14 protein-coding genes are annotated in these 18,504 nt (G+C 51.1%); all 14 read left to right on the top strand.

The window, feature by feature from the left end; all coding sequences use genetic code 11:
* Window positions 1–22: 22 nt before the first annotated feature.
* The 14 genes from F7R27_RS09825 (at window position 23) to F7R27_RS09760 (ending at window position 18,504) form a co-directional block, all read left to right on the top strand.
* Window positions 23–310 carry an STAS domain-containing protein gene (locus tag F7R27_RS09825; RefSeq protein WP_151704066.1) on the top strand — a complete coding sequence of 96 codons (288 nt, stop codon included), beginning with the start codon at window positions 23–25 and terminating at the stop codon, window positions 308–310.
* Complete coding sequence (locus tag F7R27_RS09820; protein WP_151704065.1) at window positions 307–2,085, top strand: ATP-binding SpoIIE family protein phosphatase; 1,779 nt, start codon at window positions 307–309, stop codon at window positions 2,083–2,085. The genes F7R27_RS09825 and F7R27_RS09820 overlap by 4 nt, the downstream gene beginning before the upstream one ends.
* 31 nt (window positions 2,086–2,116) lie before the next feature.
* On the top strand, window positions 2,117–2,482 hold the full coding sequence (locus F7R27_RS09815) for a response regulator (RefSeq protein WP_151704064.1): 366 nt from the start codon (window positions 2,117–2,119) through the stop codon (window positions 2,480–2,482).
* A 23-nt stretch (window positions 2,483–2,505) separates the two neighbouring features.
* Window positions 2,506–4,386, top strand: coding sequence for a chemotaxis protein CheA (locus F7R27_RS09810; RefSeq protein ID WP_151704063.1), 1,881 nt, complete (start codon window positions 2,506–2,508; stop codon window positions 4,384–4,386).
* Window positions 4,383–4,889: a chemotaxis protein CheW gene (locus tag F7R27_RS09805; protein ID WP_151704062.1), complete on the top strand. Its 507-nt coding sequence runs from the start codon at window positions 4,383–4,385 to the stop codon at window positions 4,887–4,889. The genes F7R27_RS09810 and F7R27_RS09805 overlap by 4 nt, the downstream gene beginning before the upstream one ends.
* Window positions 4,889–6,835, top strand: coding sequence for a methyl-accepting chemotaxis protein (locus F7R27_RS09800; RefSeq protein WP_151704061.1), 1,947 nt, complete (start codon window positions 4,889–4,891; stop codon window positions 6,833–6,835). The genes F7R27_RS09805 and F7R27_RS09800 overlap by 1 nt, the downstream gene beginning before the upstream one ends.
* A 28-nt stretch (window positions 6,836–6,863) precedes the next feature.
* The gene (locus F7R27_RS09795) at window positions 6,864–8,369 is read left to right on the top strand and encodes a sensor histidine kinase (protein ID WP_168927473.1); all 1,506 of its coding nucleotides are present in this window, start codon (window positions 6,864–6,866) and stop codon (window positions 8,367–8,369) included.
* On the top strand, window positions 8,359–9,123 hold the full coding sequence (locus F7R27_RS09790) for an Hpt domain-containing protein (RefSeq protein ID WP_151704059.1): 765 nt from the start codon (window positions 8,359–8,361) through the stop codon (window positions 9,121–9,123). The genes F7R27_RS09795 and F7R27_RS09790 overlap by 11 nt, the downstream gene beginning before the upstream one ends.
* Window positions 9,116–9,955, top strand: coding sequence for a CheR family methyltransferase (locus tag F7R27_RS09785; protein WP_151704058.1), 840 nt, complete (start codon window positions 9,116–9,118; stop codon window positions 9,953–9,955). Before F7R27_RS09790 ends, F7R27_RS09785 begins: the two co-directional genes overlap by 8 nt.
* Window positions 9,942–10,553 (top strand): chemoreceptor glutamine deamidase CheD, encoded by a 612-nt coding sequence (gene cheD / locus F7R27_RS09780; RefSeq protein ID WP_151704057.1) that lies wholly within the window; start codon window positions 9,942–9,944, stop codon window positions 10,551–10,553. The genes F7R27_RS09785 and cheD overlap by 14 nt, the downstream gene beginning before the upstream one ends.
* Window positions 10,554–10,577: 24 nt before the next feature.
* A complete protein-coding gene (locus tag F7R27_RS09775) occupies window positions 10,578–11,660 on the top strand; it encodes a protein-glutamate methylesterase/protein-glutamine glutaminase (RefSeq protein ID WP_151704056.1) in 1,083 nt (360 codons plus the stop codon).
* A 67-nt stretch (window positions 11,661–11,727) separates the two neighbouring features.
* Window positions 11,728–12,801 (top strand): HD domain-containing phosphohydrolase, encoded by a 1,074-nt coding sequence (locus F7R27_RS09770; protein WP_151704055.1) that lies wholly within the window; start codon window positions 11,728–11,730, stop codon window positions 12,799–12,801.
* 55 nt (window positions 12,802–12,856) lie between these two features.
* On the top strand, window positions 12,857–14,062 hold the full coding sequence (locus tag F7R27_RS09765) for a SpoIIE family protein phosphatase (protein WP_151704054.1): 1,206 nt from the start codon (window positions 12,857–12,859) through the stop codon (window positions 14,060–14,062).
* Window positions 14,063–14,091: 29 nt separating this feature from the next.
* A complete protein-coding gene (locus tag F7R27_RS09760) occupies window positions 14,092–18,504 on the top strand; it encodes a response regulator (protein ID WP_151704053.1) in 4,413 nt (1,470 codons plus the stop codon).

Below are 18,504 nucleotides of genomic sequence, written 5' to 3'. Positions count from 1 at the left end.
GCTTTTTACAGGAGCTTAAGTAATGCCGGAAGTGAATGTGATAAGAACAGGTCAACGGTTCGACTTCAGCACTCATACTGAGTTTCAGCAGCAGGTACAAGCAGTGCTCAAGGATGAGGCGATGCGGACACTCATCGTCGATCTTCGCGCTACTCAATATATGGACAGTGCGGCCCTGGGGATGCTGGTTCAACTGCATCGAAAAATGCTTGACCGGAAAAGTCTGATACTGAAGCTGGCTAATGCACAGGGTGCTGTGCGGGAGACCATTGAGATTGCCAACATGCAAAAGTTGTATGAAATAGTGTGAGCAGATCTCAGATGCTGACCCGCCTGGCAACCCATAATGATCCTGACGCATCCCGTGCGCGACGAGTGCTGGTGGTTGAGGATGATGCTTCATTGCGCTTGCTCCTGTCCGCTGTGCTGACTTCCCGAGTTTCTGAGTTTGAGCTTGAGGTGTCTGAGGCACCAAGCTTTAAGGCGGCTAATGCGGCGATGCAGGATCAGCATGGCTTCGATCTGGTCCTGCTCGACAACTACCTGGGTGATGGTGAGGGGGTCGACTTACTACCTGATTTGATGGCAGCTGCTAAAAGCTGGGATCGTGCGTTTGTGCCCGTCATCATGATCAGTGGTAATCATGATCAGTCATTTCTTGCGAGCTGTTTTTCGCGAGGCGCATCGGATTATGTCGTCAAACCCTTTGACGTCAATCTGCTGGCCTTCAAAGTCAATGCATTACTGCAGAGTCAGACGGTGCAGGAGCAGTTGGCTGAGCAGAACAGCCTGCTGCTGGAGCTGATTGCTGAGCGAGAGCAGGAGGAGTCAATGGCGCGTTTTGCCTATGATTATCTGTTGCGTCGAACCCATCTGGTTGATCAGGGGGTATTTGCTCAGGTGGTTTCCTGCAGTGCATTTGGCGGTGATCTGGTGCTGAGCGCCCGTACACCGGGAGGTCGTTATCTTTTCATGCTGACAGATGCAACCGGCCACGGACTTTCGGCTGCAATAACACTGCTGCCACTCGTTCGTGTATTCCAGGGGATGGCACAAAAGGGTTTTGGCCTGCAGCAAATACTGATTGAGCTGAATCGCCATCTCCTCAGCGACACGCCTGATGACCGTTTCGTAGCAGCTATCTGTCTTGAACTGGATCCGCTCAGAGATGAGATCAAAGTTTGGAATGGCGGCATGCCTGCACTGTTGCAGGTCGGTCAGGATGGTTCAGTCATGAGTCGTGTTTGCTCCAGTCATATGGCGCTTGGCATTCTGTCGGATGATCTTTTTGATGTCGCGCTTGAGCCTCTTTCTCTGGTTGATACCCACTACCTGCTGATGGTCAGCGATGGGGTAACGGAGCAGATGTCACCGGAACACCAGCCGTTTGGTCATCGGCGGTTGGAAATGTGTCTCAGAGCGGATCCAGATATAACCCTTGATGTGATTATGCAGGCGCTTGAACACTTCAGAGCCAGCGAACCGGTCATGGATGATCTGTCGGTATGTGTGGTCGCGCCACAGAGGGTTCTGCAATCACTGTCAGATGACTCCATGAAGGATGAGCTGGATCCGCTGACCAGCTTGCGTCATCACTCCCCTTTCAAGTGGCAGCTTTCTCAGGCAGGACTTGAGCTGGGGCAGCATCGCGTGCCTCTGCTGTTCAGCCAGTTCTTACAGGAGATGGGTGCTGATCAGGCTTTGTCTGAAAGGGTTTTCACTATTCTGGCTGAGCTCTGCGCCAATGCGGTTGATCATGGATTACTGGGTCTTGACTCACAGATAAAAGAGCAGGTGGATGGATTTACAACGTATCTTGCCTTGCGGGATGAGCGCCTGTCCCAGCTCACTGATGCTGACAGGATTGATGTCCTTCTGAGCTGGACTCCAACTGGCGAGAACAGTCACGAGAACGCCGGATTGATCATAGAAGTGTGTGACACCGGGGAAGGGTTCGATATGCAAGAGATTCAGAAAAGGCAGGACAGAATGATGTCGGGACGTGGGCTTGTACTTGTCGCTAGCCTCAGTACCCAGCTTGAGGTATTGCCACCGGGGAATCTGATCAAGGTCAGGATCGGTTAAACAATCTATTTAAAGAGAGATGATGTGCACTATGGCTAAACAGATTTTGGTTGTCGATGACTCGGCGTCCATTCGTCAGATGGTAGAGGTGACCTTGAAATCCAAGGGGTACCTTGTCACTACCGCACAGGACGGGCAACAAGCGCTCGATATGTGCAAGTCAGGGCGCTATGACTTTGTTCTGACGGATCAGAATATGCCGCGCATGGATGGTTTGACATTGATTCGCTCCTTGCGCCAGCTACCGGCTTATTCCCGCACCCCAATTGTTGTACTCACGACAGAGTCGAGTGATGCGATGAAGGCACAGGGTCGCGCTGCGGGTGCGACAGGATGGATGGTCAAACCCTTTGATCCAGCCAAATTGCTGGAAGTGACAGCGAAAGTGGTGGGTTGATTTCAACCATCTGGGAGTGGGGAATGAGTATTGATATGAGTCAGTTTCATGCCACCTTCTTTGAGGAGGGGCATGAGCATCTGGATGAAATGGAGCGTGTTTTAATGGCCATCGACCTGAGTGCGCCTCAGGCTGAAGATCTGGATACCATTTTTCGCGCAGCCCACTCCATCAAGGGAGGAAGCGGGATCTTTGGATTTGATGCGCTCACCACTGTGACGCATGTCATGGAAAATATTCTTGAACAAGTGCGTAGCGGCAGTATGTCATTGACTCAGCCACTCGTTGACTGCTTGCTGGGAACGAGTGACCACCTGCGCGCCATACTTGAAAGCTACCGCAACCAGTCAGAGATAAACTGGACCGAGATAGGCGACATAACCCACTCTCTTGAAGTCTGGCTTACAGCAGAAGGACCTGCTCCCCAGGTCGAACAGGGCTATGGTTTCTTTGAGCCACTGCAACAACCGGGAAGGGATGACTCCTATGGTTTCTTTGATCAGGATGAGTCGGAACAGGCTGGGAGTGATGATGGCTTTGGTTTTTTTGAGCCACTGCCCGCTACGGCTGAGTTGCCGGAAGTGCCAGTTGCTGGTGCTGCTCCCACCGATGTGGCTGCGACTTCATCACCTGCACAGCCATCAAACACAACCGAAACAGCGCCTGCAAAGCCAGTTGTACGGCCTGATAGTTCGCAACCTGCTCAACGCAGTGAGCGAGAAGCCAGCTCCATCAGGGTCGACATAGTAAAGGTCGATCAACTTGTGAATATGGTGGGTGAGCTGGTGATCACACAATCCATGCTAAACCTGATCGGTTCAGAAGTACAAGGGCCTGAAACTGAACGGCTGCATGCTGCACTTGTTGAGTTGGAACGCAATACTCGAGAGCTGCAGGAGAGCATCATGTCGATAAGAATGCTGCCTATCTCCTTTGTATTCAATCGTTTTCCTCGTGTGGTGCGCGATCTGTCCTCCAAGCTGCACAAGCGTGTGGAGTTAGTTGTGGAGGGTGGGCAGACAGAAATTGATAAAGGGCTGATTGAGCGCCTTGCAGATCCGCTGACTCATCTTGTCCGCAACAGTCTTGATCATGGGATCGAACAACCGGAAGAGCGTCTGCGAAAAGGCAAACCTGAATGTGGTCGTCTGACACTGAGGGCTGAGCAAAAGGGCGGCAATATACTTATCAGTGTTATCGACGATGGTGCAGGCTTGAATCGTGAGCGAATTCTGCAGAAAGCGGCAGAGAAGTCCATAGAATTGCCGGAACATCCAACGGACTCGCAGGTATGGCAGTTGATCATGGCACCAGGCTTCTCCACCGCAGCAGAGGTGACAGATGTTTCAGGGCGTGGCGTTGGCATGGACGTTGTCAAACGAAATATTGAACACATGGGCGGGCGGATCGAAATTGAGTCCCGTACCGGAGAGGGGGCTAAGTTTCAGATTCGTTTGCCGCTGACACTGGCTATTCTGGATGGCATGTCTGTTGCTGTCGGAGAACAGCACTTCATTATCCCTCTCGTGAATATTATTGAGTCTGTTCAACCATCTCCTGAGCAGATCAAACAGATCAAGAAGCAGGAGATGCTGGAACTCAGGGACGCCTACTGGCCCATAGTGCCACTGTATCAGGTGATGCAGGTTGAAGGTGCACGAACAGCCATCTCTGAAGCGATACTGGTGCTGATTGAAACGAGCAAAACCAGATTTGCACTGATGGTGGATGACCTTATCGGGCAACAGCAGGTGGTGATCAAAAGTCTTGAGCAGCATTACCGGCGAGTTCCGGGCATTGCCGGGGCTACCATCATGGGTGATGGCAGCGTAGCCCTGATACTTGATGCTGAGTCTCTGGCTCAGCGGGTAGATGAATCTCTGATGATGAAGGAAACGGTATGAGTGACAATGCAGGCGACACCATTAAACCGGAATCCAGTACATGTGAATTTTTAACCTTCACGCTGGGTGATGAGCATTATGGCCTGGATATCATGCAGGTGCGTGAAATTCGTGGATATGAGCCGGTCACTAAAATTGCTAATGCGCCTCCTTTTATAAAAGGGGTACTGAATCTTCGAGGAGATGTTGTTCCTATTGTTGATCTGCGCATCAAGTTTGATGTTGGTCGGGCTGAATATAATGAGTTTACTATTGTGATCATGCTACACATAGGCGATCGAATTGTAGGCATCGTTGTGGATGCCGTATCAGATGTCATCAATTTTCAGAAACAGGATATTAAACCGCCTCCAGAATTTGGTGTGGCTTTTGATAGTCAGTATCTTTTTGGGCTCGCGCCAATTAATAACAACATGATCATTTTACTTAACATAGAAAAACTAATTTCAAGCCAGGAGCTGGGTCTTTTTGATGCCAGCTCAGCTGCGCAGGAGACACAATAATGAATATTAAATCTTGGTTTGGCAGCGATGCTCAACAGCAGATGCAAAATGCTTTCATGTTGCGGATAAAATCAGCCTTGGATTCTACCTCCACCAATATAATGATTGCTGATGCAGATCGTAATATTGTTTATATGAATAAGGCTGTTGAGCAGATGTTGCGAGAGGCAGAAAGTGATCTGAAAGCTTCGTTGCCTCATTTTTCCGTGGACAGTGTGGTCGGCAGCAATATGGATATTTTCCATAAGAACCCTTCTCATCAAAACCAGCTCCTGGCGAGATTGAAGGATACCTATGTGGGTAATATTCAGGTAACAAATCGCCATTTCAGATTAATAGCCAACCCGATTTTTGCTGCCGATGGCGAGCGTCTGGGAACGGTTGTCGAATGGCAGGATAGAACTAAAGAGATAGCAGCCGAACACGAGTTAAGTAGGATTCTGGGTGCGCTGGATACTACATCGACTAATATCATGATTGCCGACAATGACCGGAAAATCATATATATAAACAGTGCCGTTGAAAAAATGCTACGACTGGTCGAGGCAGATCTTCGTCAGGAACTGCCCCACTTTTCTGTTGATAAAATTGTCGGTAGCAATATGGATGTTTTCCACAAAAACCCATCCCACCAAATGAACCTTTTGTCATCACTGACTAAAACACATACGGCAAACATACAGGTTGGGCGACTCCATTTTCGCTTGATTGTTAACCCCATTAACTCCGAAAGTGGTGAGCGACTGGGTTCTGTGGTTGAGTGGCTCGACAGAACTCAGGAGGTGGGAATAGAAAATGAGGTCAGTGCTGCTGTAGAGGCAGCCGGGCGGGGTGACTTTACAACCCGGATTGATACAGCAAACAAAACTGCATTCTTCCTGAAGCTGGCGGAAGGACTCAATGCACTGTTAAATACAACCCAAAACGGGCTGAATGATATTAATCAGGTATTGAGCGCGATTTCTGAGGGCGATCTCTCTCAGAGGGTCACTGGCAGTTATGGCGGCAGCTTTGAAGAGTTGAAGAATGGCTGCAACGAAACAGCGGAAAGCCTCTCTGAGATGATCGGCGCAATACGTTCGGCCGCCGATGTGATCAGTACTGCAGCAAAAGAGATAGCGGTTGGTAACACGGATTTGTCATCACGTACTGAGGAGCAAGCGTCCAGCCTTGAGGAAACCGCCTCCAGCATGGAAGAGCTTACGTCAACTGTTAAGCAGAATGCTGATAACGCAAGACAGGCCAACATCCTCTCTTCACAGGCGTCGAAGGTTGCAGCCGAGGGTGGGGATGTTGTTCAGCAGGTTGTCAGCACCATGTCTGAAATTAACCATTCGGCTCAGAAAATTGCAGATATCATCGGTGTAATTGATGGCATCGCTTTCCAGACCAACATTCTTGCATTGAATGCCGCAGTTGAAGCCGCGCGTGCCGGTGATCAGGGGCGTGGGTTTGCAGTGGTCGCATCAGAGGTCAGGACCCTGGCTCAGCGGTCAGCCAATGCAGCGAAGGACATCAAACAACTGATATCCGATTCAGTCAGCAAGATTGAGCGTGGTGACAGTCTGGTCAAACAGGCCGGCAATACGATGCAGGATGTGGTGACCTCTATCCAGCGTGTTACTGATATCAATGCAGAAATATCCGCTGCCTCTGAAGAGCAGGCGCGGGGTATCGAGAATATATCGGTGGCAGTGAATCAGATGGATGAGATGACTCAGCAGAATGCTGCTCTGGTTGAAGAAGCTGCTGCCGCGGCAGAAAGCCAGCAGTCTCAGGCAGAAGAGCTGAACCTGCTGGTAACGCGTTTCAGGATAAATATCCAGCAAACAGGGAGGCCAGCCCTGTTGGCACCAGCCAGCGCTGCTGCACCCAGAGCATCAGGAACGCCACGTCGAATTCCAAAACCACAGATAGAGGAAGAAGATGACTGGGGCGAGTTCTGAACCTGTGGACCATCAGTTCCGGGACTTGATGGATAACCTTCCTGGTGTCGCTTATCGCTGCGCCAATGATGATGGCTGGACGGTATTCCATATCAGTGCCTACATAGAAGAGATGCTGGGCTACTCTCCAGATCTCTTTTATGTCTCATCTGTTAGCAAGCGGCCAATGTGCTTTCAGGATCTGATACTGCCTGAGGACATGCATGATGTGAAATTCTGCGTTGACCAGAATCTCGCTCTGCGCCAGGGGTTTCGTATCGAATACCGAATGCTGCATGCCGATGGACGCATCATATGGGTGCAGGAAATTGGAAGAGGGGTATTCAACGATGACGGTGACCTGCTTTTTCTTGATGGCTTTATATGGGATGTCACAGAGTTACACCTTGCCAGAGAGGCGTTACTGCAAACAAACCAGATTCTGCGTACTGAGCAGAAACGTCTGGAGGATACCAGTCGTATGGTACTACTGGGCCACTGGGAGGCATGGCTGACTACAGGTGAGTTATGGTGGTCGGATGTTATTTATGACATTTTCGGCCTGGACAAGGAGGTTACAACCCCCTCAGTGGATCTTTTCTTCAGCTTTGTTCATCCCGAAGATATTCCTTTGCTTCGTGCCAGTGAGGCGCGAGCTATTGAAACCGGCATACATGACGTTGAGCACCGGATTATTCGTGCAGATGGCCAGATCCGCTGGGTACGGGAGTTTGCAGAAACACGTTTCAACTCAGACGGCACGCCATTCAAACTGGTGGGCACTGTCCAGGATATTTCGGATCGCAAGCACTCAGAGTCGATCAAGCAGGAATTTATCTCCACTATCAGCCATGAGCTGAGAACACCGCTGACTGCTATTGCTGGAGCATTGGGGCTTCTGAAGGGGGGGATCTATTCTGATATGCCAGTTGAAATGCGCCAACTGCTGGAAATGGCCTCCAGGAATGCGGATCAGTTGAGCATTTTGATAAACGATCTGCTGGATATTGAGGCTCTTGCTCAGGGGACTTTGACATTCAAGTACTCTCAGGTTGATCTGCAGCAACTGTTACCTGAGGTGATTGCAAGTCATCAGGTCACTGCAGCTCAGAGAGGTATCTTGATTGATCTGCAGATGACGGCTGCAGGTTCGCTGTGGCTTGATCCGGTACGCTTCAGACAGATCATCAGTAATCTGTTGTCGAATGCGATCAAATTTTCGCCAGACAGCGGGGTGGTCACAGTATCAATGCATGAGCACAAAGGTGATGTGGTGATTCAGGTCGAGGATCAGGGGCCGGGTGTGCCGGTTGAGTTTCAACCCTTTCTTTTCCAGCGCTTCTCCCAGGCGGATGGTTCGGACAAACGATCCAGTGGTGGTATGGGACTGGGCCTGTTTATATCCAGAAACTTAGCGCAAGAGATGTATGGCAGTATCGGTTATGACCCTGATCATAGAAGCGGAGCATGTTTCTGGGTGAAATGGCCTCTGCACTCTCAGGTGGTATCGAGATTACCTGAAAAGAGCACCGGGAGGACGCTCGATGGAGCATGAGGACCAGGTTCAGGCTGTTTTGTTTAATCTTCGACAGGAGTTTGTGCTGGACCTTGATGAACACGTCGATTGGATTGAGCATCAATTTGATACTTTACACAAGGAGTTGTCAGAGCCGGTAATGGCTGAGTTGAAGCGACGCATTCACAGTCTCAAAGGCTCCGGTGGCACCTATGGGCTGCATCTTCTGAGCCGAGTGTGCCATCACCTTGAGGACCTGCTGGAACAGTCAACTCAGGCACTAAATACCCTTCAACTGGAAAGGCTGCTTGCAGGTACGGATCTTATGCGCGAGATAGCACAGCGCGCCCGTGATCAGGCTGCTCCTGAGTGGGGAGATCTGGCACGGCAGCTGTCATATCTGGAGCATAACTCTGCTCGTAAGTCATGCCTTGTCATTGAGCCTACTCAGCTGATGCAACAGTTTTTCCAGCAGTTCATGGTTGATCACCACTATGACGTGAAGGTGATTGAGACTGGGCTGAGTGCACTTCAGTTGCTGGTCAGACAGCGCTTTGATCTGATCATTTCAGCGCGTGATCCGGGCGATATTGACAGCCAGGCTCTGGCTGCTGCGTTACAGGCATCGTCTGGGCCTAATCGTTCCACTCCCATCATATTGATAACCGCACGAAGTGTTCACGCTGATGAGACACAGCGCTTTGCTGCAGTATTGCAACGTGATCGCCAGTTAACGGAAAGCCTGGAGCGTTTTTTGCTTACACTTGAAAAAGGTGAAAGAGATAATGGGTGAGCTGCGTGAATTTCACTTCAGTGATGCTGATTTTCGGCAGATACAGGCACTGATTCGCCAACGGGCTGGCATAAATCTGTCGGATAACAAGAGTAATCTGGTTTACAGTCGGCTGGCCCGCCGACTGAGAGCACTTGGTCTGCAGCAGTTTACCGATTACCTCGCGTATCTGGCAGAGCGCAGTGATGAGTTGGAAAACTTCATCAATGCCCTGACAACCAATCACACCTCCTTTTTTCGTGAGCCTCATCACTTTGAAGAGCTTGCCAGATATATAGGGCAGCGCAAGAAGCGGCCGTTGAAAGTCTGGTGTGCAGCGTCGAGTACCGGTGAAGAGCCTTACAGTATTGCGATGACGCTGGTGGAAGCATATGGCACCTGGTCCCCTCCGGCCAGAATTCTGGCAACTGATATTGATAGCCAGGTGCTTGAGCATGCCCGTAAAGGCGTTTATTCGCTGGAGCGTATTTCGAGCCTTGCACCTGAACGGAAAAAGCGGTTCTTTCAGCGAGGCCAGGGGCCAAGGGCGGGTTATGCCCGGGTCAATCCGGCGTTACGCTCGCTGGTGAGTTTCAAAAAATTGAACTTGCTTGATCAGCCATGGCCGCTGACGTCACAGTTCGACATTATTTTTTGCCGAAATGTGATGATCTATTTCGATAAGCCAACCCAGTTGAGCCTGTTGACGCGCATGATGAAGGTGCTTACACCGGGTGGGCTCTACTTTGCAGGACACTCCGAGAGCTTTGTTCATGCCACGCATGTTGTGCGCTTGACTGGAAAAAGCACCTATGTTTCGGCGCTGAGTGGTGAGAGCAATGACCCAGGATAAAGCCCACCACTTTCTTGCACCGAATCACTACTTTGATCGCTATTTTGACCGTGAGGCGGTCAAGATTTTGCCGGGTGAATACTATGTCACCAACCACGGCTTGTTGATTGTCACTGTCTTGGGCTCCTGTGTTGCTGCGTGTGTGCGCGATCCGGTAACGGGTATTGGTGGGATGAACCATTTTTTGCTGCCAAATGACCATTCAGCGGCTGAAGGTGTTGTCACTGAGTCTGCACGATATGGCAGTTATGCGATGGAGCTGTTGATTAACCACCTGATCAAAATGGGCGCCTCCCGTCAGCGTTTGCAGGCCAAGATATTTGGTGGTGGCAATGTATTGCGTGGTTTAACAGTGGCTAATGTCGGTCAGCGCAATGCCCAGTTTGTGGAGGAGTATCTTCATAATGAGGGCATACCTGTGGTGGGGCATGATTTGCTGGGGGACTACCCGCGCAAGGTTTACTTCTTCACCGATACCGGAAAGGTCAAGATCAAAACGCTGCGATCAATTCATAACACGACAATTCTGGAGCGCGAGAGCGAATATCGCCTCAAGATCAAGTCCGCGCCAGTCAGTGGTGACGTTGATCTGTTCTAGCCACCTGTTTTTGAGGAGCCAGCTATGCCAGGAAGCAAAATACGCGTGTTAGTGGTGGATGACTCTGCCCTGATCCGCCGGCTGTTAACCGAGATTATCAATCAACAGCCGGATATGCAGGTAGTCGCTGCAGCCCGTGACGCCTACGAGGCGCGTGATATGGTCAGGAAGTTGAAGCCAGACGTGATCACCCTTGATATTGAGATGCCCCGAGTGGATGGGCTGACCTTTCTTGAGAAGTTGATGAGTGCTCAGCCGACACCTGTCGTGATGATATCCACACTGACAGAAGCTGGTGCTGATATAACATTACGTGCATTGGATATGGGAGCTGTGGATTTTATACCTAAACCTCGCCTGGGTGTGGAAGCGGGGTTAAGTGACTTTTCTGCATTGATAGCGGACAAAGTGCGTGCTGCAGCCATGTCAAAATTGGCTGTTACAAGGGTGGTAACGCATCGCACTTCAGGCAAGCCTCACCCCCAAGCACCAACAAGTGTCACAGCTTTTCAGGGAACCGAACTGCTCATAGGGGTGGGTGCCTCAACGGGTGGCACAGTAGCGATCCAGCAGTTGCTTTCAGGCTTGCCTGCATTTTCGCCGGCAGTGTTGGTCACCCAGCACATGCCAGCCGGATTTACGCGCTCGTTTGCACAGAGGCTTAATTCATTGTGCGAGATACGTGTCAAGGAAGCGGAGGATGGTGAGCGAATCCTTCCGGGATATGCATACATAGCGCCCGGTGATCAGCATATGAGAATTAAACGCTCGGGTGCCAACTACCATGTGGTACTGGGTTCAGATGCTGCCGTGAATCGCCACCGACCGTCAGTGGATGTGATGTTTGATTCCATGGCTGAGGTGGCGCCTCTGAACACTATTGCAACACTGTTGACGGGTATGGGGCGTGATGGGGCAGAAGGGCTGTTACGACTCAGGAATGCAGGTGCCTTTACCCTGGCTCAGGATGAGATCAGTAGTGTCGTGTATGGCATGCCCCGTGCGGCAGCGGAGATCGGGGCTGCTGAACTGATAGAGCCGCTGGATAGGATGGCTGGCGAAATTCTGAGCTGGGTTGCTCAAAAGGGGCGCGGTGTCAGGGTCTGAATATCAGTACTCATGCGCGGCGTCACAAAAGCAGTGTTTACAGAAACACAAGCAGAGAGATAGTGCTATGACAGAACAGCCGATGTCGCGTGAGAGTGTGTGTATTTTCATCGTTGATGATGAACCTGCCAACCTCAAACTGCTGGATAAAATGCTTGCCTCACAGGGCTATCAGCAGCGTGTGCTGATCCAGGACCCCAGAGATGTATTGCATCAATATCAGCAGCAGCGTCCTCATTTGATCCTGCTGGATATCAATATGCCACATCTGGATGGTTATCAGGTAATGGCACAACTGATCGCGCTGAATGACCCACTGTTGCCACCCATAGTGATACTTACAGCGCAGCATACCAAGGATTATTTATTAAAGGCCTTGGCAGGCGGTGCGCGTGACTTTGTGAGTAAGCCCTTTGATCGAAGCGAACTCTTGATGCGGGTGCGAAATCTGCTGGATGTTCAGCTCGCCCATGAGATGCTGCACAACAAAAAAGATCTGCTTGAGCAGCTGGTAAAGGAGCGTACGGATGAACTGCACCATACCCGTCTGCAGGTGGTGCAGCGGCTTGGTATGGCGGCAGAGTATCGTGATGAAGAAACCGGCAACCATATTCTGCGCATGAGCCATATTTGTGCTCTGCTGGCAACGGCGGTTGGTTGGAGCGATGCAAAGGTCGATCTTATTCTGAATGCCAGCCCAATGCACGACATAGGGAAAATCGGCATTCCAGATCATATTTTACTCAAGCCCGGCAAGCTCGAACCAAGCGAGTGGGCCATCATGAAAACCCATGCAGCGATAGGCGCGAAACTGCTTGAGGGTGATGACAGTGAATTAATGTTAATGGCTCGCGATATTGCTCTGACACATCATGAAAAGTGGGATGGTAGTGGTTACCCCAACGGGTTGTCTGGTGAAGATATTCCGATGGCAGGGCGTATCGCAGCTCTGGCAGATGTGTTTGATGCCCTGACCTCGGTCCGTCCCTATAAAAAAGCCTGGTCAGTAGAGGCTGCGGTTGAACTGATAAAAGAGAATAGTGGCAAGCACTTCGACCCGGTTCTGGTTGAGCTTTTTTTACTCGAGTTGCCAAGTGTTGTGGCTGTACGCGAGATATATGCCGAGCCAGACATAACCTGAAAGCAGGGAATGGATCACGGTTGGGTATACAGCACTAATCATCAAAGAGGTTTTTATGCAGCAGGTTGCAGACTACAGTGATGCACATATCTTAATCATTGATGATGAAGCCGCAAACTTGAAATTGCTGGAAAAGGTCCTCAGGTCTAACGGCTACAGGCATATTCAGTTATTACAAGATCCGGAGCTGGCCATCGGAGCCTATCTGGCTCGTCAGGCAGATATCATTTTACTGGATCTGCAAATGCCCTCCAAAGATGGGTTCACTCTTCTGGAGGAGTTTCATGCACTGCAAGACCCCTTGCTACCGCCAATTGTTGTACTGACAGCATACCAGCAAAGAGAGTATCGCCTGAGGGCGCTGCAAGCTGGAGCCAGAGACTTCCTGACTAAACCTTTTGACCATATTGAACTACTGGCTCGGGTGCGCAATTTAATTGAGATGCAACGCCACCTCAAAGTCACCAGGCAACAGAAAAGCCTTCTGGAGCAGGAGAACATACTGGCTCAAAGCCTTTACGAAAACCTGCTGGGCAATACAGGGCGCCAGCTTGGCGGCATCAGCTGCTACCATCGCCCGGCAAGTCTATTCAGTGGTGATATGCTGCTTGCGGGTAGATGTCCTGCCACTGGTGCCTGTTACGTGATGTTGGCCGACGCCATGGGCCATGGTTTAGCGGCAGCAATCAGTCTCATTCCCATATCCTTGATATTTCACGCGGCGGTTAAAAAAGCCAGCAGTGTCAGTGAGATAGCAGCTGAGTTAAACGCCCAGCTTAATAAGCTGCTGCCGAGTGACAGGTTTGTCGCAGCGATAATTATGAGATGTGACTGCAATGACCGCATGCTGAGTATCTGGAATGGTGGTATGCCTGCGGCCATGTGCATCAGCCCGAACACGAAAAAGATCGCTGAATTCCGCTCTGAAAATATGGCTCTGGGGATTCTACCTCCTGAGCTTTTCCAACCTGAGACGAAACAGCAGACCCTTACACAGGATGAGAAGGTGATTCTGTACTCGGATGGGGTGACAGAGGCGCTGAATGCTGACCTCTGCAGTTTCAGTCAGACATTTAAGCTATTACGCCAGTCGCTTTGTGAGAGTGAGCACCCCATGCAGGTCATTCGTCAGGCTCTGGTTCAGCATATACAGGAAACTGAACCAGCGGATGATATCTGCCTGGCAGAAATTGATATCAGTGCATTATGCATTGACTCGAAGGGAGAGGAGATAGCCACGAGAGTAGTGGAACTGGATTGATTCGACTTATTTAGAAAGGTAAAGCAGTGATGTCGCAATACAATGATGCCTTGAAAGATTTACAACGCCAGTTTGTCCGTAAACTGCCAGAGCGCCTCGCTCTGATGCGTGTTGCTTACCAAAGCACAAGTGCCTGTGACTGGCAGCCTGAGTGCGCTCAGAAACTGCATTATCAGTTGCACAGCCTGACCGGTAGCGCCGGTACCTTTGGGATGCAGTCGCTTGGGGTCGCGTCCCGCCAGCTGGAAACAAGGCTGAAAGGCATTGTTGAAAGTGGAGTAGTTCCACTACCCGAAACCTGGGATGCAATCGGTGCTGAACTGTCACATATGGAGTCCTTGGCGCTCAGCGGGTCTGACACTCCTGCGCCACACGTGTCACCCCATGCAGCATTGTCCCGTTTGGTCCGGAATCCTCTGATCTACCTGCTTGAGGATGACCCTGGCCAGGCAGAGCAGTTGAGCAGCACCCTCAAGGATAATGGATTTCGAGTGCAGTTGTTTACTTCCCTTGAGGATTTCCGCGCCACCTGGCAACAGGGAGCCAGGCCTGATGCGTTGGTGCTGGATATGGTTTTTCCTGAGGGAGAGGCTGCTGGAGTTGAATTGCTGAAGGAGCTAAACACAGCTGATCAGTCTTTCCCGCCAGTGGTTATGACCACGGTAAGGGATGATCAGTCGGCACGACTGGCAGCTTATCGGGCAGGAGCCAGTCATTACCTGTCCAAGCCGCTTGAGGCGGGGCGCCTTTGCGACATTCTGGATAATCTCACAGATCGCGTACCCGAGTCGCCGTATCGCGTGATGCTTGTGGACGACGATCCGCTGCTATTAGAGGCTCAATCGGCCGTTCTGCAGCAAGCGGGCATGGTAGTGACGGCAATATCCGAGCCATCAGATACCCTGCAATTGCTCGATAGCTTCAAACCCGATGTCCTGGTGCTGGATGTGTACATGCCGGATATCCGCGGACCCGAGTTAGCGGCGATCGTACGGGAGCGCCATGCTTATCTGCAATTGCCTATCCTGTTTCTATCGGCTGAGACCGACATGGGCCAGCAGTTGCAGGCTCTGAATCTGGGCGGTGACGATTTTCTGGTCAAACCGGTACAGCCGCAACATCTGGTGTCCGCTATTATAGCCAGAGCACGGCGTGCAAGGCAGAACCAGGCGCTGAGCCAGCGCCTGCAACAAGCCCTGTACGAGCGCGAACGTGAGCATCAGGCACTTGATCTGCATGCCATTGTCAGCATGGCCGATATGGCGGGGCGGATTACCTATGCGAACGATCTGTTTTGCCAGATAAGTGGTTATCAACGTGACGAACTACTGGGACAGAATCACCGAATCGTTAAATCAACAGAGCACTGCGCACAGTTTTATGAAGATCTCTGGCAGACCATCAGCAATGGCCAGGTCTGGCATGGTGAAATTTGCAATCGGCGCAAAGGTGGTGGCCTTTATTGGGTGGTTTCTACCATCACTCCATTGGTTGATGATAGGGGGAAACCCTATCAGTACATCTCTGTCCGTACCGATATCACCCGCCAAAAACTGGCAGAGCAGGCAGAGCGCAAACAAAATGCGATCAGTGCTGTGCTGGCTGAGGCGGCAAATCTATTACTGTCGTCAGATTATCAACAGCTTGACGTTACCATAACACAGGTGCTTGGCCTGGCGGGAGTCTGCTTGGCTGTAGAGCGAGCCTACCTGTTTGAGCTTAGCCATGATGGCTGGAGCATGTGCAACAGCCATGAGTGGTGCGCACCGGGTATCGCATCACAGCAGCAGGAGCTGCAAAACCTGCCGATAACCATGGCTCCATGGTGGTGGCAGCAAATCCTGCAAGGTAAACCTGTACTGGTACCTGATATCAAAGAGCTGCCAGTGGACGCAGCGGCAGATAGAAAACTGTTTGAGTCCCTTGATATCCGGGCACTATGTGGCTTTCCGTTACAACGTCATGGCCAAAGCGTCGGTTTCATTGGCTTTGACCAGCTAGATAAAGCCCGGGACTGGGAACATGAGTATCTTGATTCATTACTCATGCTGGCCAATCTGATCAACAGCGCATTGGCACGCGGTAGAAGTGAGCAGATAATCCAGGAGCAGCAGCGTTTTTCGCGAGCGATACTGGACTCTGTCTCTGCACATATCGCTGTACTGGATAAGAATGGCCTGATTCTCGCTGTCAATGAATCCTGGAAGAGCTATGGAGCCAGTAATGCTGTGCAACCGGGTGAGCCGGTTGCAAACAGCGGTATTGGCACCAACTATCTCCAGGTTTGCTGCCAGGCCAGAGAGGCAGGCTATCCAGGTGTTGATCGAGTAGTGGATGGAATTAAAGAGGTTTTGAGTGGTAACAGTGGCTGCTTCAGGAGCGAGTATCCCTGCCATTCTGAGGATGAACAACGCTGGTTCGAAATGATTGTCATGCCATTGTTAGGGAGTGATGGAGGGGTGGTAGTCAGCCACAATAATATCAGCGAACGAAAACTTGCAGAGGAATCAAAAGAGCGCAGTGTTATCAGGCTCAATGCCACACTGGAGTCCACCAAGGATGGAATTCTGGCGGTTGATAATAAGGGAGAGATACTGTTTATGAACCAGCAGTTCCGCGAAATGTGGAATCTGCCCGGGCACCTTGCAGATTCTGCCAGTGATGAGCAGCTTCTCAGCCATGCTCTGTCGCAACTGGCCGAGCCGGAGGCTTTTCTCAGCAAGGTTAAAGCTTTGTATATGTCTGATGATGAATCCGAGGATCTGATTGAGCTCGCCGATGGTCGTGTTTTTGAGCGTCATTCCAAGCCGCTCAAGGATATTAACAATATCCACGGTCGGGTCTGGAGTTTTCACGATATCACTGAACGTCTCCGTGCCGAGCAGGGAGCAGATGCAGCCAAAGAGCGCCTGCGCCGCGGCCAGCTTTTCGCCAATATCGGTACCTGGGAGTGGGATATTGTTACCGGTGATCTATTCTGGACCGAGCGTATCGCGCCGCTGTTTGGCTATCCGGATGGAGACCTGGAAACGTCTTACGAGAACTTTCTGGCTGCTGTACACCCGGATGATCGACAGGCGGTTAACGATGCGGTGACGGCCTGTATTGATCGTGATGTGCCTTATGATATTGAACACCGTGTGGTCTGGCCGGACGGCAGCGTCCACTGGCTGCTGGAGAGGGGGGATGTGCAGCGTGACAGCGAGGGTAACCCCATGCGGATGATCGGAGTGGTGCAGGATATCAATGACCGCAAACTGTCTGAGTTTGCACTGGAGGATGCACGTGATGCTGCGGATCTGGCCAATCGAGCCAAGTCAGAATTTCTGTCCAGCATGAGTCATGAGCTGCGTACGCCGATGAATGCGATTCTCGGTTTTGGCCAGTTAATGGAATATGACGATACCCTGCCTGAAGAGCACAGGGATAATGTATATGAGATTCTCAAGGCGGGCGGCCACCTGCTGGAGCTGATCAATGAAGTGCTGGATCTGGCAAAGGTGGAGTCAGGCACGATCAACCTGTCGCTGGAGCCGGTAGCTGTGTGTCCGGTCATACAGGAGTGCCATGCATTAGTGGCCGCATTGGCAGAGAAACGCCATATACACTGCAGCCTTGAGTGTGCAGATGACACCATGGTCAGGGCTGATCGCATCCGGCTCAAACAGGTGCTGCTGAATCTGTTGTCCAATGCCATCAAGTACAACCGCGAGGCAGGCAGTGTAAAACTGGAGGTGCAGTATCCCGGCATCAACCGCTTACGCATCCTTGTGCGGGATACTGGGCCTGGTATTGCTGCAGACCAGCTTGATGGCTTGTTTCAGCCGTTTAACCGGCTGGGGGCAGAGGGCAGTAACATTGAGGGCACTGGTATAGGTCTGACCATCACGCAGCGTATAGTTGAAATGATGGGCGGTACGATTGGCGTCGAGAGTGAGCTTGGTGTGGGCAGTTGTTTCTGGATTGAACTGCCGATGGAGCAGCCGCTGAGTAATGCTGATAGCCGCCATATTGCGGAACTGGAGAAGAATAGCAAAGCCTGCTGTGGTGAGGATTGTCAGGCCTATACTCATAATGTGCTCTATATCGAAGACAATCCGGCCAACCTCAAGCTGGTAACGCAAATACTAGGTACCGTGCCGCACCTTCATCTGTTTACTGCTCATACGCCGGCATTAGGGATAGAGCTTGCATTGGCCCGCCAGCCGGATTTAATCCTGCTGGATATCAACATGCCCGGCATGGATGGCTATGAGGTGATCAAGGTCTTGCACCATGAGCCGGATCTGCAGCATACGCCGGTGATTGCGATTACCGCCAATGCCATGCCAAGTGATATCAAGCGCGGCAAGGATGCGGGCTTTAACGATTATATTACCAAACCGATCAATATCGACCATTTTCTGGCATCAGTGCAGCAACACCTGAATAATAAAAAATAA

The sequence above is a fragment of the Nitrincola alkalilacustris genome (assembly GCF_008973755.1).
GTDB classification, from domain to species: Bacteria; Pseudomonadota; Gammaproteobacteria; order Pseudomonadales; family Balneatricaceae; genus Nitrincola; species Nitrincola alkalilacustris.
This window is presented reverse-complemented; position numbering and strand designations above follow the sequence as displayed.

Coding starts and splice junctions, on each gene's coding strand:
- F7R27_RS09825 (WP_151704066.1), top strand. CDS start 23: ATGCCGGAAGTGAATGTGATAAGAACAGGTCAACGGTTCGACTTCAGC.
- F7R27_RS09815 (WP_151704064.1), top strand. CDS start 2,117: ATGGCTAAACAGATTTTGGTTGTCGATGACTCGGCGTCCATTCGTCAG.
- F7R27_RS09810 (WP_151704063.1), top strand. CDS start 2,506: ATGAGTATTGATATGAGTCAGTTTCATGCCACCTTCTTTGAGGAGGGG.
- F7R27_RS09805 (WP_151704062.1), top strand. CDS start 4,383: ATGAGTGACAATGCAGGCGACACCATTAAACCGGAATCCAGTACATGT.
- F7R27_RS09800 (WP_151704061.1), top strand. CDS start 4,889: ATGAATATTAAATCTTGGTTTGGCAGCGATGCTCAACAGCAGATGCAA.
- F7R27_RS09795 (WP_168927473.1), top strand. CDS start 6,864: ATGGATAACCTTCCTGGTGTCGCTTATCGCTGCGCCAATGATGATGGC.
- F7R27_RS09790 (WP_151704059.1), top strand. CDS start 8,359: ATGGAGCATGAGGACCAGGTTCAGGCTGTTTTGTTTAATCTTCGACAG.
- F7R27_RS09785 (WP_151704058.1), top strand. CDS start 9,116: ATGGGTGAGCTGCGTGAATTTCACTTCAGTGATGCTGATTTTCGGCAG.
- cheD (WP_151704057.1), top strand. CDS start 9,942: ATGACCCAGGATAAAGCCCACCACTTTCTTGCACCGAATCACTACTTT.
- F7R27_RS09775 (WP_151704056.1), top strand. CDS start 10,578: ATGCCAGGAAGCAAAATACGCGTGTTAGTGGTGGATGACTCTGCCCTG.
- F7R27_RS09770 (WP_151704055.1), top strand. CDS start 11,728: ATGACAGAACAGCCGATGTCGCGTGAGAGTGTGTGTATTTTCATCGTT.
- F7R27_RS09765 (WP_151704054.1), top strand. CDS start 12,857: ATGCAGCAGGTTGCAGACTACAGTGATGCACATATCTTAATCATTGAT.
- F7R27_RS09760 (WP_151704053.1), top strand. CDS start 14,092: ATGTCGCAATACAATGATGCCTTGAAAGATTTACAACGCCAGTTTGTC.